Genomic DNA, 12,368 nt, shown 5'->3' with positions numbered 1-12,368 from the left:
TCAGATGGCCAGAATCGCCTGTGCCAATTGTGCGTCGGTCGCGGTGTTCAGTTGCGGGGCTTGTTGGCGGATCTGGGCCAGGGCGCTTTCCAGCTTCACACCACGAATGGCGCCTTCGCTGGCGACAAAGCTGGCGGCGTCGTCACGAGCAGCTTGCACGACTTTGTTGTCACGCAGGGACGACGTGGCATCGGAGCTGGCATCGGAAGTGGCTTTGAGGGCGCCGACGATCGAGTCGGTGGTCACGATAAAGCTGCTCGCGTTGGCGTTGGCGGCCAGGGCCAACAGGGTGGCAGCACTCAGCAGGCGAAGACGGGACATGGAATAACTCCTGTAGAAGATCAAATAAAGCGGCGCAAAGCGGCCACTGTGAAACGGACATTGTTGCGGATTGAGCATCAGACGTCCGTTCTACAAGGTTCGCCACGTGATAACGGGATCTTAAGCTGCCGCTTATCTGTTCGGAAAGCCTATATCGGCCTAGTCACGCCAGAAAGGCTTGGACAGCTCGGCGGTTCGGTCACCTTGGCTGATACCGGCGTCGGCCAATTCACGAGGGTCGAGTTGCGCAAGTTGGCGGCGTTCTTGGGCCTGTCGCGCCCATCTGGCCAGCGCGCAGGCCATTCGAATGATCAATTGTTTGTAGCGCGACGTTTGTGTATTCATGACGACGGCCTTCCATGAAGTCTTGGAACACCATCTTGGGCGGGCAGCTTTTACCAATACAGATACACCAAAGTTAAATTGTACTGCTTAACTGTTGTGATATTTAAACTGTACTGGTCATTATCTATGACGTCTGTTTTAGCGGTGTAAAGTTTGAAACCCGGAAACAACAAAGCCCGCCTCCGGTTTCCCGGGGCGGGCTTTGTTTTGTTAAATCAGGGTGCTGGCGGTGGACCCGGCGGGTCAGGGCCAGCGGGCGCCAATTAGCGCCAGAACGGCTTGCTCAGCTCTTCGTAGCGTTGAGCTTCGCTGATACCGGCGTCAGCCAGCAGACGCGAATCCAGACGAGCCAGTTGGTGGCGGCTGGAGATGCGGCGCTGCCACAACATCAGGTTGGCGAGAACGCGCAAAGGCAAGGAAGCCTGGGTGTTTACAGCTTTTTCTTCGAAGAACAGATCGGAACTGAGTGTACGTTCCATGATGACATCCTTCCGCTTGTGGCGGGATTAGGTAGTGGTTTAACTGATGCCAATGATCCTCCTCCGGCGCAAGACTCTCTAGATACAGTTCACCTGTATTGTGAGGGGCCAGTTAACTGTTTATAGCGGCTGTACTGTACGGAAATGGGGCAACTGTACCTGTCTGCACTGAATGGGTGCGAAATAGGCATTTTTGAGAGAGTAGGTAGGAGAATTCGGTAGGAAATGACCGGTACAGCAGTACAGTTTTTTCCAAAAGTTCGGCTGCGGTCACCGAGCTGAGCAAACTGTGTTTGCATCAGCTCGGATCTGTATCAATCAAGCCTTGAGCATGTGCCCGGTTTCTTCCAGGTTGATGTGCCAACTCAGTGCTTCGCGCAGGATGTGTGGCGTATGCCCGCCGATCGCACAGGCAGCGTCGAAGTAAAGGTTCAGCGCGTCGCGGTAAGCCGGGTGCACGCAATTGTCGATGATCACCCGCGCCCGCTCACGGGGTGCCAGACCACGCAGGTCTGCGAGGCCAACCTCGGTCACCAGGATATCCACGTCATGCTCGGTATGGTCCACATGGCTGACCATCGGCACTACGCTGGAAATCGCGCCGCCCTTGGCAATCGACTTGGTAACGAAAATGGCCAGGTGCGCGTTGCGCGCGAAGTCTCCAGAGCCGCCAATCCCATTCATCATCCGCGTGCCGCAGACGTGGGTGGAGTTGACGTTGCCGTAGATGTCGAACTCAAGCGCGGTGTTGATACCGATAATGCCCAGGCGCCGAACCACTTCAGGGTGGTTGGAGATTTCCTGTGGGCGCAGTACCAGCTTGTCCTTGTAGTGTTCCAGGTTGCCGAACACGTCGGCGTTGCGTCGCTCCGACAGGGTGATCGAGCTGCCCGAAGCAAAGCTCAGCTTGCCCGCGTCGATCAGGTCGAAGGTAGAGTCCTGCAACACTTCCGAATACATGGTCAGGTCTTCGAACGGCGATTCGATCAAGCCGCACATCACTGCGTTGGCGATGTTGCCGATCCCGGCCTGCAGCGGGCCGAGCTTGTTGGTCATGCGCCCGGCGTCGACTTCCTGCTTGAGGAAGTTGATCAGGTGGTTGGCGATGCCTTGGGTGTCGGCGTCCGGCGGTGTCACGGTTGAGGCGGAATCGGCCTGATTGGTGATCACGATGGCGACGATCTTCTCCGGCGGTATCGGAATTGCGGTACTGCCGATGCGGTCGTCGACTTTGACCAATGGGATCGGCGTGCGCGTCGGCCGGTAGGTCGGGATATAGATGTCGTGCAGTCCTTCCAGGTTCGGGTTGTGCGCGAGGTTGATCTCAACAATCACTTGTTTGGCGAAAATTGCGAAGCTGGCCGAGTTGCCTACAGAGGTGGTGGGCACGATATGCCCTTGTTCGGTGATCGCAACGGCTTCGATCACAGCGATGTCCGGCAACTTGAGCTGGTTGTTGCGCAGTTGCTCGACGGTTTCCGATAGGTGCTGGTCGATAAACATCACTTGGCCGGCATTGATCGCCTTGCGCAGGGTGCTGTCGACTTGAAACGGCATGCGACGGGACAGAACGCCGGCTTCGGTCAGTTGCTTGTCCAGGTCATTGCCCAGGCTGGCACCGGTCATCAGGGTGATTTTCAGCGGCGAAGTCTTGGCGCGTTCGGCCAGGGCGTGGGGGACGGCCTTGGCTTCACCGGCACGGGTGAAGCCGCTCATGCCGACGGTCATGCCGTCCTCGATCAGTGCGGCGGCGTCTGCCGCGCTCATGACCTTGTTCAACAACGAAGGCAAGCGGATACGATCACGGTACATGAATTGTTATCTCAGGCTACGGAAGCAAGGTGGGCAGTGTAGTGATTTCAAAAAATTTCGGCCCGCTACCATGGTCGAATGCCAGGCAGCGATTTAGAGCCTTTGGTCGGGTTTCATGCGGCAATAAAAAACCCCAGCCTACTGGAGGCCAGGGTTTCGGGTATTGCGCTGGCGCAGTGTTATTCGACGGCCTTGACCATGTCTTCGATGACCTTCTTGGCATCACCGAAGACCATCATGGTCTTGTCCAGGTAGAACAACTCGTTATCCAGACCGGCGTAGCCGCTGGCCATCGAGCGCTTGTTGACGATGATGGTCTTAGCCTTGAACGCCTCAAGAATCGGCATACCGGCAATCGGTGAGTTCGGGTCGTTCTTGGCGGCCGGGTTGACCACGTCGTTGGCGCCCAACACCAGCACCACGTCGGCCTGGCCGAACTCGGAGTTAATGTCTTCCATCTCGAACACTTGGTCGTAAGGCACTTCCGCTTCGGCCAGCAGCACGTTCATGTGCCCAGGCATACGGCCCGCTACCGGGTGGATCGCGTACTTCACGGTGACGCCACGGTGGGTCAGCTTCTCGGTCAGCTCTTTAAGCGCGTGTTGCGCCCGAGCGACTGCCAGGCCGTAGCCTGGAACGATGATCACGGTGTCGGCGTTGGTCAGCAGGAACGTGGCGTCGTCCGCCGAACCGGATTTCACCGGGCGCGCTTCTTTGGAACCAGCCACTGCGCCGGCATCTGCTGTGTTGCCAAAACCACCGAGCAATACATTAAAGAAGGAGCGGTTCATCGCCTTGCACATGATGTACGACAGAATCGCGCCGCTGGAGCCCACCAGGGAGCCGGCGATGATCAGCATCGAGTTGTTCAGCGAGAAGCCGATGCCCGCCGCTGCCCAGCCGGAGTAGCTGTTGAGCATCGAGACAACCACCGGCATGTCGGCGCCGCCAATCGGGATGATGATCAGCACGCCCAGTACGAAAGCCAGGGCCAGCATCAACGCGAACGCAGTGAGGTTGCCGGTGAACATGAACGCCAGGCCCAGGCCCAGGGTGGCCAGGCCGAGCACCAGGTTCAGTTTGTGCTGGCCGCCGAACTGTACGGGTGCGCCCTGGAACAGGCGGAACTTGTACTTGCCCGAGAGCTTGCCGAACGCAATCACCGAACCGGAGAAGGTAATTGCACCAATGGCTGCGCCGAGGAACAGTTCCAGGCGGTTGCCCGCTGGGATCGAGTCGCCCAGGTGTTTGACGATGCCCAAGGATTGCGGTTCGACCACGGCGGCAATCGCGATAAATACCGCGGCCAGGCCGATCATGCTGTGCATGAAGGCAACCAGCTCCGGCATCTTGGTCATTTCTACGCGCTTGGCCATGATCGAACCGGCGGTGCCACCGATCAGCAGGCCGACGATCACGTAACCGATACCGGCTGTTGCAAGCTCAGCGCCGAGCTTATAGATGAGGCCCACAGTGGTCAGTACCGCCAGCGCCATGCCGAGCATGCCGAACAGGTTGCCGCGTCGCGACGTAGTGGGGTGCGACAGGCCTTTGAGGGCCTGGATAAAGCAGATCGACGCGATCAAGTAGAGCGTCGTAACCAAATTCATGCTCATTACTTTGGCGCCTCTTCTTTTACTTTCGGGGCTTTCTTCTTGAACATCTCCAGCATCCTGCGCGTGACCAGGAAGCCGCCGAATACGTTAACTGCCGCCAGGGCCACGGCCAGGGTGCCCATGGTTTTACCCAGTGGGGTCACAGTGAGGGCTGCGGCGAGCATGGCGCCGACAATCACGATTGCAGAGATCGCGTTGGTCACCGCCATCAGCGGCGTATGCAGCGCGGGTGTGACGTTCCAGACCACGTGGTAACCGACATAAATCGCCAGCACAAAGATGATCAGGTTGTAGATACCGGGGGAGATAAGCTCTTCCATCGTCTGAATCCCTGCTTAGGCGTTTTTGCGGATGACTTGGCCGTCGCGGCACATCAGGCACGCGGCGACGATGTCGTCTTCGAGGTTGATTTCAAACTGCCCTTCCTTGGTGAAGACCAGCTTCAGGAAGTCCAGCAGGTTGCGCGCATATAAAGCAGAAGCATCGGCGGCAACGGCACCGGCCAGGTTGGTCGGGCCGCAAATGGTCACGCCGTTTTCCACGACGACCTGGTCGGCGACGGTCAGCGGGCAGTTGCCACCTTGGGCAGCGGCGAGGTCGATGACCACCGAGCCCGGCTTCATTTGTGCGACGGTTTCGGCACTGAGCAAGGTCGGGGCTTTGCGGCCCGGGATCAGCGCCGTGGTGATGACGATGTCCGCTTGTTTGGCGCGTTCATGTACGGCCAAGGCCTGACGCTGCATCCAGCTCGATGGCATCGGGCGTGCGTAGCCGCCAACACCGACCGCGCATTCACGCTCTTCATCGGTTTCGTAGGGCACGTCGACGAACTTGGCACCGAGAGACTCGATCTGCTCTTTTACGGCAGGGCGCACGTCAGACGCTTCGATCACGGCGCCCAGGCGTTTCGCCGTGGCGATGGCCTGCAGGCCTGCGACACCCGCGCCGAGGATCAACACGCGCGCGGCTTTGACGGTGCCGGCGGCAGTCATCAGCATCGGCATGAAGCGTGGGTAGTGATGGGCTGCCAGCAACACTGCTTTATAGCCGGCAATGTTGGCCTGTGACGACAGCACGTCGAGGCTCTGGGCTCGTGAGGTGCGTGGCGCAGCTTCGAGCGCGAAGGCTGTAATGCCTCGCTCTGCCAGTTTGGCGATGGTTTCGTTGCTGAACGGGTTGAGCATGCCCACCAACACGGTGCCGCTTTTGATCAGCGCCAGTTCGCTGTCGCTGGGGGCAACCACCTTGAGAATCAGCTCGGCGCCAAACGCTTCGCTGGCGCTGCCAATGGTTGCGCCTGCCGTTTCATAGGCACTGTCGACGATGCTGGCGGTAATGCCTGCGCCGCTTTGTACAGTGACCTTATGGCCCTGGCCGATCAGCTTCTTGATGGTTTCCGGGGTGGCAGCCACCCGCGTTTCACCGGTCTGGGTTTCGAGAGGAACACCAATGTGCACGTCAAATCTCCTGCATGATCTTTTTGCTTTTGATCTTTTTGTAAAAAGGCCAGTGCACCGTGAGGGGCGCAGCTGGGGCGGCCGATCAGCACGATCCCGCTGAAATGACAGCGGGGCGCGGCATTTTGCAGGCGAACTTTACGGCCTTCAAGGGATTATGACGGGTGACGAAAAATTAACTACAAGTCACCCTGTGACTGATTGTCGCAACATGATGAAATAACCTCTTTAAATACAGGTGTTTAAAGGGTTGTAGAGGGTTATAGACGGCTTTCCTATCTTTTGTGTGAATAGTCGGGCATTGGCAGCTGATAGTCGCTACAAGCCTTATCAGCCAAGGCGTTAAGCTCATTTTAAGGCTGAGAGGTACAGTCTTTCAAAACACGACATATAGTTATATCTGTAGGATCATGATTTATCTGACTACAAGGTCAATAAAATGACCTTATCCTTTAAATACTGGGGTTATAGCGCTGTGACTGGTCAATCAGCCAGTCTCTAAACGCGTGCAACGACGCAGATTCGACTTTTCGTTCGGGAATCATCAGGTAGTAAGCCTTTGTGCTGCTCAATGTTTCGGGGCTCGCGATGACCAGACGTTTCTCCTCCAGCTCGCGCTGGATAAGGAAAGGCGGAATCAGCGCGATGCCCATTTCATGCATGGCGGCCTGCGACAACATCGAGAATAGCTCGTAACGGGGGCCTGTCATGTCGCGAGGTATGTTCAGTTGTTGCGCGTTAAACCACTGGCGCCAGGCGTATGGTCGGGTGGTTTGTTGCAGCAGCGGCAGTTGGGCAATCTCTTGCGGGCTGAAGTGGGCGCGGCTGCCCAGTAAGCGCGGGCTGCACACCGGAACGGGATCTTCGCCCATCAGCCGGTGGGATTCGGTGCCAGACCAATCGGCATCGCCAAAGTAGATGGCAGCGTCGAAATCGGTGTCGGCAAACAGAAAAGGGCGCGTGCGGTTGGTGAGGTTTACCGTGACTTCCGGGTGTTGGTGCTGGAAGTCCTTGAGCCGTGGGATCAGCCATTGGGTGCCGAACGTCGGCACCACTGCCAGCTCAATGACATTCGCGCCCTGCTGCCCCATGACCGACAAGGTATCGCGCTCTACGGCGTCCAGTTGCATGGCAACGCGACGGCTATAAGAAAGCCCTGCCTCTGTCAGCTTGACGCCCCGCCGTGAGCGTCGAAATAGCTCGACACTTAAAAACTCCTCCAGGCTGGCGATCTGTCGACAGATGGCGCCTTGGGTCAGTGAAAGCTCGTGCGCCGCCTTGGTAAAGCTCTCGTGGCGGGCCGCCGCTTCAAAACTGATCAGGGCGGTGGTGCTGGGAATTTTTCTGCGCATGTACGTTGTACTCACTCATAAAGCGCATCTGCGCGCTCTTTGGTCATTACGAAGTGAGAAATTAGCACAACCCTATGCGTAAACCTCGTTTGCCCTCTGCGGCTGCCCGGCCTAGGCTGCATCCACGACTTCTGTTTTCTTCCCCGAGGACTTATTCATGGCTGGCAAGGCAAGCTTCAACTGGATCGATCCACTGTTGCTGGATCAACAGCTCACCGAGGAAGAGCGCATGGTGCGCGACAGCGCTGAGCAATTCGCCCAGGACAAGCTGGCGCCGCGTGTGCTCGAAGCCTTTCGCCATGAAAAGACCGACCCTGCGATTTTTCGCGAGATGGGTGAAACCGGCCTGTTGGGTGCAATGATCCCGGAGCAGTACGGTGGCAGTGGCCTGAACTACGTCAGCTACGGGCTGATTGCCCGTGAGGTGGAACGTGTCGACTCCGGCTATCGCTCAATGATGAGTGTGCAGTCGTCACTGGTGATGGTGCCGATCAACGAATTTGGCACCGAGGCACAAAAGCAGAAGTACCTGCCAAAGCTGGCATCGGGTGAGTGGATCGGCTGTTTCGGCCTGACCGAGCCTAACCACGGTTCTGACCCGGGCGCGATGATTACCCGTGCACGTAAGGTTGATGGCGGCTACAGCCTGACCGGCGCCAAGATGTGGATCACCAACAGCCCGATCGCCGATGTGTTCGTGGTGTGGGGCAAGGACGATGCGGGCGATATTCGTGGTTTTGTCCTGGAGAAGGGTTGGAAGGGGCTGAGCGCTCCGGCGATTCACGGCAAGGTCGGCCTGCGGGCTTCGATTACCGGTGAGATCGTCATGGATAACGTGTTTGTGCCCGAGGAGAACATCTTCCCGGACGTGCGCGGCTTGAAGGGGCCTTTCACCTGTCTTAACTCGGCACGCTATGGCATTTCCTGGGGCGCGCTGGGTGCTGCCGAGTTTTGCTGGCACACCGCTCGCCAATACACCCTGGACCGTCAGCAATTCGGGCGGCCTTTGGCGGCGACCCAGCTGATCCAGAAGAAGCTGGCGGACATGCAGACCGAAATCACCCTGGCCTTGCAAGGCTGCCTGCGTTTGGGGCGCATGAAGGATGAAGGGACGGCGGCGGTTGAGATCACGTCGATCATGAAGCGCAACTCGTGTGGCAAATCCCTGGATATCGCGCGCATGGCGCGGGACATGTTGGGCGGCAACGGTATCTCGGATGAGTTCGGAGTGGCGCGTCACCTGGTCAACCTGGAGGTGGTCAATACCTACGAGGGCACCCATGACGTGCACGCCTTGATTCTTGGGCGTGCGCAGACCGGTCTTCAAGCGTTCTATTAATAGGAGAACGGCATGGGCGCGCTTTCACATCTGCGGGTATTGGATTTGTCACGAGTGCTGGCCGGCCCGTGGTCCGGGCAGATCCTTGCAGACCTTGGCGCTGAGGTGATCAAGGTTGAGCGGCCGGGCAGTGGCGATGATACGCGGGCGTGGGGGCCGCCCTTCCTTAAAGACGCCTATGGCGAGAACACCAGTGAGGCGGCGTATTACCTGTCGGCCAACCGTAACAAGGAGTCGGTGACCATCGACTTCACGCGCCCGGAGGGGCAGAAGCTGGTGCGCGACTTGGCGGCCAAGTCCGACATTCTGATCGAGAACTTCAAGGTGGGTGGTCTGGCGGCGTATGGGCTGGACTATGAATCGCTCAAGGAGCTCAATCCAGAATTGATCTATTGCTCGATCACCGGCTTTGGCCAGACGGGGCCTTATGCGACGCGTGCAGGCTACGACTTCATGATCCAGGGGCTGGGCGGGCTGATGAGCCTGACCGGTCGGCCTGAGGGTGATGAAGGTGCTGGGCCGGTAAAGGTCGGTGTGGCGTTGACAGATATTCTGACGGGGCTGTACTCGACCGTGGCGATCCTGGCTGCGCTGGCTCATCGGGATCATGACGGTGGTGGGCAGCATATCGACATGGCATTGCTGGATGTGCAGGTGGCGTGCCTGGCCAATCAGGCTATGAATTACCTGACGACGGGTATGGCGCCCAAGCGCCTGGGCAATGCTCACCCCAATATTGTGCCTTATCAGGACTTTCCCACGGCTGATGGCGACTTTATCCTGACCGTGGGTAACGACGGGCAATTTCGCAAGTTTGCGGAGGTGGCTGGGCAGCCGCAGTGGGCGGATGATCCGCGCTTCGCGACTAATAAAGTGCGGGTGGCTAACCGTGCGGAGCTGATTCCGCTTATCCGCCAGGCCACGGTGTTCAAGACCACGGCTGAGTGGGTGTCGCAGCTGGAGCAGGTAGGCGTGCCGTGTGGGCCGATCAATGATCTGGCGCAGGTGTTTGCCGACCCGCAGGTCAAGGCGCGTGGGTTGGCGATGGCATTGCCGCATGCATTGGCGGGGATGGTGCCTCAGGTCGCCAGCCCGATACGGCTGTCCAAGACGCCGGTGGAATATCGTAATGCGCCTCCTCTATTGGGGGAGCATACGGTGCAGGTGTTGCAAGGGGTGTTGGGGTTGGATTCGGCGAATGTGGCTGCGCTGAAGGCTGCGGGCGTTATCTGAATTTGCTCTTCTATATAGGTTGATTGATCAACGAGCTTGGGTTGGTTGTTTTTTGATCAGCTCTAACTTATTGATAGAGAAGCTAAATTAAGTGTTGACGGCAGATTTTAGAAGTCTATAATTCGCCCCACTTCCGGCGCAGTCGAAACGGAAAACTCCTTGTTAAACAATGAGTTGCGAAGTTTTCGACAGCAGGTTGCTTCAGTTCATCGAAGCCAAAAGGGAGTTGAAAAAGAGGTGTTGACAGCAGCGTGTAACGCTGTAGAATTCGCCTCCCGCTGCAGAGAGATCTGAAGCGCAAGTGGTTGAAGTTGTTGAAGAATTCTTCGAAAACTTCTGAAAATAATCACTTGACAGCAAGTGAGGCTGCTGTAGAATGCGCGCCTCGGTTGAGACGAAAGATCTTAACCAACCGCTCTTTAACAACTGAATCAAGCAATTCGTGTGGGTGCTTGTGGAGTCAGACTGATAGTCAACAAGATTATCAGCATCACAAGTTACTCCGCGAGAAATCAAAGATGTAACCAACGATTGCTGAGCCAAGTTTAGGGTTTCTTAAAAACCCAAAGATGTTTGAACTGAAGAGTTTGATCATGGCTCAGATTGAACGCTGGCGGCAGGCCTAACACATGCAAGTCGAGCGGTAGAGAGAAGCTTGCTTCTCTTGAGAGCGGCGGACGGGTGAGTAATGCCTAGGAATCTGCCTGGTAGTGGGGGATAACGTTCGGAAACGGACGCTAATACCGCATACGTCCTACGGGAGAAAGCAGGGGACCTTCGGGCCTTGCGCTATCAGATGAGCCTAGGTCGGATTAGCTAGTTGGTGAGGTAATGGCTCACCAAGGCGACGATCCGTAACTGGTCTGAGAGGATGATCAGTCACACTGGAACTGAGACACGGTCCAGACTCCTACGGGAGGCAGCAGTGGGGAATATTGGACAATGGGCGAAAGCCTGATCCAGCCATGCCGCGTGTGTGAAGAAGGTCTTCGGATTGTAAAGCACTTTAAGTTGGGAGGAAGGGCAGTAAATTAATACTTTGCTGTTTTGACGTTACCGACAGAATAAGCACCGGCTAACTCTGTGCCAGCAGCCGCGGTAATACAGAGGGTGCAAGCGTTAATCGGAATTACTGGGCGTAAAGCGCGCGTAGGTGGTTTGTTAAGTTGGATGTGAAATCCCCGGGCTCAACCTGGGAACTGCATTCAAAACTGACTGACTAGAGTATGGTAGAGGGTGGTGGAATTTCCTGTGTAGCGGTGAAATGCGTAGATATAGGAAGGAACACCAGTGGCGAAGGCGACCACCTGGACTAATACTGACACTGAGGTGCGAAAGCGTGGGGAGCAAACAGGATTAGATACCCTGGTAGTCCACGCCGTAAACGATGTCAACTAGCCGTTGGAAGCCTTGAGCTTTTAGTGGCGCAGCTAACGCATTAAGTTGACCGCCTGGGGAGTACGGCCGCAAGGTTAAAACTCAAATGAATTGACGGGGGCCCGCACAAGCGGTGGAGCATGTGGTTTAATTCGAAGCAACGCGAAGAACCTTACCAGGCCTTGACATCCAATGAACTTTCTAGAGATAGATTGGTGCCTTCGGGAACATTGAGACAGGTGCTGCATGGCTGTCGTCAGCTCGTGTCGTGAGATGTTGGGTTAAGTCCCGTAACGAGCGCAACCCTTGTCCTTAGTTACCAGCACGTAATGGTGGGCACTCTAAGGAGACTGCCGGTGACAAACCGGAGGAAGGTGGGGATGACGTCAAGTCATCATGGCCCTTACGGCCTGGGCTACACACGTGCTACAATGGTCGGTACAGAGGGTTGCCAAGCCGCGAGGTGGAGCTAATCCCATAAAACCGATCGTAGTCCGGATCGCAGTCTGCAACTCGACTGCGTGAAGTCGGAATCGCTAGTAATCGCGAATCAGAATGTCGCGGTGAATACGTTCCCGGGCCTTGTACACACCGCCCGTCACACCATGGGAGTGGGTTGCACCAGAAGTAGCTAGTCTAACCTTCGGGAGGACGGTTACCACGGTGTGATTCATGACTGGGGTGAAGTCGTAACAAGGTAGCCGTAGGGGAACCTGCGGCTGGATCACCTCCTTAATCGACGACATCAGCTGCTCCATAAGTTCCCACACGAATTGCTTGATTCATTGAAGAAGACGATAGAAGCAGCTTTAAGCTCCAAGCTGATAGCTCTTAGCTAATCAGTGACGCTCGAAATTGGGTCTGTAGCTCAGTTGGTTAGAGCGCACCCCTGATAAGGGTGAGGTCGGCAGTTCGAATCTGCCCAGACCCACCAATTTTGTTATGGGGCCATAGCTCAGCTGGGAGAGCGCCTGCCTTGCACGCAGGAGGTCAACGGTTCGATCCCGTTTGGCTCCACCATTAACTGCTTCTGCTGT

The 12,368-nt window shown here is 56.8% G+C and carries 10 protein-coding genes, 2 tRNA genes and 1 rRNA gene; 5 read left to right on the top strand and 8 right to left on the bottom strand.

Going from position 1 to position 12,368, the window contains the following annotated elements; all coding sequences use genetic code 11:
• The 8 genes from FFI16_RS26185 to FFI16_RS26150 all read right to left on the bottom strand — a co-directional run bounded on the left by FFI16_RS26185 (nt 1) and on the right by FFI16_RS26150 (nt 7,382).
• The gene (locus FFI16_RS26185) at nt 1-321 is read right to left on the bottom strand and encodes a DUF2388 domain-containing protein (protein ID WP_056861033.1); all 321 of its coding nucleotides are present in this window, start codon (nt 319-321) and stop codon (nt 1-3) included.
• A 159-nt stretch (nt 322-480) separates the two neighbouring features.
• Nucleotides 481-666 (bottom strand): DUF1127 domain-containing protein, encoded by a 186-nt coding sequence (locus FFI16_RS26180; RefSeq protein ID WP_138813124.1) that lies wholly within the window; start codon nt 664-666, stop codon nt 481-483.
• Between the two features lie 263 nt (nt 667-929).
• Nucleotides 930-1,145: a DUF1127 domain-containing protein gene (locus FFI16_RS26175; protein ID WP_003214752.1), complete on the bottom strand. Its 216-nt coding sequence runs from the start codon at nt 1,143-1,145 to the stop codon at nt 930-932.
• A gap of 318 nt (nt 1,146-1,463) precedes the next feature.
• Entirely contained in the window at nt 1,464-2,957 is a 1,494-nt protein-coding gene (locus tag FFI16_RS26170) for an acetyl-CoA hydrolase/transferase family protein (RefSeq protein ID WP_138813123.1), read from the bottom strand.
• Nucleotides 2,958-3,136: 179 nt separating this feature from the next.
• Nucleotides 3,137-4,573, bottom strand: coding sequence for an NAD(P)(+) transhydrogenase (Re/Si-specific) subunit beta (locus FFI16_RS26165; protein WP_138813122.1), 1,437 nt, complete (start codon nt 4,571-4,573; stop codon nt 3,137-3,139).
• Nucleotides 4,573-4,893 carry an NAD(P) transhydrogenase subunit alpha gene (locus tag FFI16_RS26160; protein ID WP_003187417.1) on the bottom strand — a complete coding sequence of 107 codons (321 nt, stop codon included), beginning with the start codon at nt 4,891-4,893 and terminating at the stop codon, nt 4,573-4,575. The genes FFI16_RS26165 and FFI16_RS26160 overlap by 1 nt, the downstream gene beginning before the upstream one ends.
• 15 nt (nt 4,894-4,908) lie before the next feature.
• On the bottom strand, nt 4,909-6,030 hold the full coding sequence (locus FFI16_RS26155) for a Re/Si-specific NAD(P)(+) transhydrogenase subunit alpha (protein WP_138813121.1): 1,122 nt from the start codon (nt 6,028-6,030) through the stop codon (nt 4,909-4,911).
• Nucleotides 6,031-6,482: 452 nt separating this feature from the next.
• A complete protein-coding gene (locus FFI16_RS26150) occupies nt 6,483-7,382 on the bottom strand; it encodes a LysR family transcriptional regulator (protein ID WP_138813120.1) in 900 nt (299 codons plus the stop codon).
• 157 nt (nt 7,383-7,539) lie between these two features.
• On the opposite strand from FFI16_RS26150, the gene FFI16_RS26145 reads away from it, so the two are divergent.
• The 5 genes from FFI16_RS26145 (at nt 7,540) to FFI16_RS26120 (ending at nt 12,351) form a co-directional block, all read left to right on the top strand.
• On the top strand, nt 7,540-8,721 hold the full coding sequence (locus FFI16_RS26145) for an acyl-CoA dehydrogenase (RefSeq protein ID WP_003187423.1): 1,182 nt from the start codon (nt 7,540-7,542) through the stop codon (nt 8,719-8,721).
• Nucleotides 8,722-8,733: 12 nt separating this feature from the next.
• On the top strand, nt 8,734-9,954 hold the full coding sequence (locus FFI16_RS26140; RefSeq protein WP_138813119.1) for a CaiB/BaiF CoA-transferase family protein: 1,221 nt from the start codon (nt 8,734-8,736) through the stop codon (nt 9,952-9,954).
• 575 nt (nt 9,955-10,529) lie between these two features.
• Nucleotides 10,530-12,066 (top strand): 16S ribosomal RNA (locus FFI16_RS26130).
• A gap of 122 nt (nt 12,067-12,188) precedes the next feature.
• A tRNA-Ile gene (locus FFI16_RS26125) sits at nt 12,189-12,265 on the top strand.
• Nucleotides 12,266-12,275: 10 nt separating this feature from the next.
• Nucleotides 12,276-12,351, top strand: a tRNA-Ala gene (locus FFI16_RS26120).
• Nucleotides 12,352-12,368: the final 17 nt, after the last annotated feature.

The sequence above is a fragment of the Pseudomonas sp. KBS0710 genome (assembly GCF_005938045.2).
Taxonomy (GTDB): domain Bacteria; phylum Pseudomonadota; class Gammaproteobacteria; order Pseudomonadales; family Pseudomonadaceae; genus Aquipseudomonas.
This window is presented reverse-complemented; position numbering and strand designations above follow the sequence as displayed.